The 1,004-nt window shown below is 69.4% G+C and carries 2 protein-coding genes; both read right to left on the bottom strand.

What is annotated here, in order from left to right:
* Positions 1-299: hypothetical protein (locus tag ACFXKA_RS43525; protein ID WP_379431989.1), on the bottom strand; the 299-nt coding region annotated here is incomplete at its 3' end.
* Positions 300-817: 518 nt separating this feature from the next.
* On the bottom strand, positions 818-1,004 hold a 187-nt coding region (locus tag ACFXKA_RS43520), incomplete at its 5' end, for an HAD family hydrolase (RefSeq protein WP_379431988.1).

Genomic DNA, 1,004 nt, shown 5'->3' with positions numbered 1-1,004 from the left:
TCGCCGTGGAGCAGGGCGAACGGGCGTCCCCGCAGGGTCCGGGCCCGTTCACGCAGCCGGTCGATGCCGTCCGTGCCGGCGACTCCGAGCGCAGTGAAGAGGGGACCGTACCGCTGCTCGTGCTTGCGGTAGACCCGCCGTTCGGTGAAGTCCACGAGATGTCCGAGTGCGGCGGCCGAATCCCCGTCGTCCGGACCGGGCCCCAGCACGGGGACCTGGGCGATGTCCGCGCCGTACGGATCGACGGAGACCAACTGATGGAAGAAGGTGCCCAGTTGGCCGAGGTGACGGGGGGACATCTGCCGGCCTCCCGGCCACCCGGTCCCCAGGGTCCGGCCCTCCACAAAACCCTGTAGAACAGCGCTGCCGTCGGTCCGTATGACCTCGGGAATCCGGTCGATCCGGCCGTGCAACGCCAACAGGAGCCGGTCCTCCGAAGCGAAGTACCGCCGGTCGAACCAGAGCACCCCCTGTCGCGGGACCCGGAGGTTGGCCCGGTCGTAGCGGTCACCGAACGCGTTCCCCCGCGGTAGTGGAATGGCGTACGCCTCGTGGTGGTAGCCCGTGAGCGGCCGTACGACTCCGTGGTCTCCGCCACTCAACCCGGCCGCCCGCCGACGTACGTCGGACACCGCGTCAACTGTCATACCGGGTCGGTCATGTTCGGGCCGGTCACGTCGCTCCGTCCGTCGGGTCGGAGGGGCACGAAAGCGGCGCCTCTATACACCATCTTGCCCTCAACCACTCCCAATAGGGAGGGAACATGTAAACGGGAGGAGGGCGCCAGGGGAACAGGGCGCTTGCCGGGGCAGCGCGTTCAGTCCGGGAGGGCAGCCAGCAGTTCCCTCATCGACTCCAGCACCACGGGCGCTCCCGCGGCGGCGAGCAATTCCCGCGCCCCCGCCTTGCGGTGGTAGCCGATGAAGGGCATCCCCACCGCTTGGGCCGTGACGAGATCCGACCGCGAGTCACCGATCATCACGTGCCGCTCGGGGCCTCCCGCC

Source organism: Nocardia sp. NPDC059228 (genome assembly GCF_042754245.1).
GTDB lineage: Bacteria > Actinomycetota > Actinomycetes > Mycobacteriales > Mycobacteriaceae > Nocardia.
Note: the sequence above shows the minus strand (reverse complement) of the source record. Positions and strands in the feature narration are given on the sequence as shown.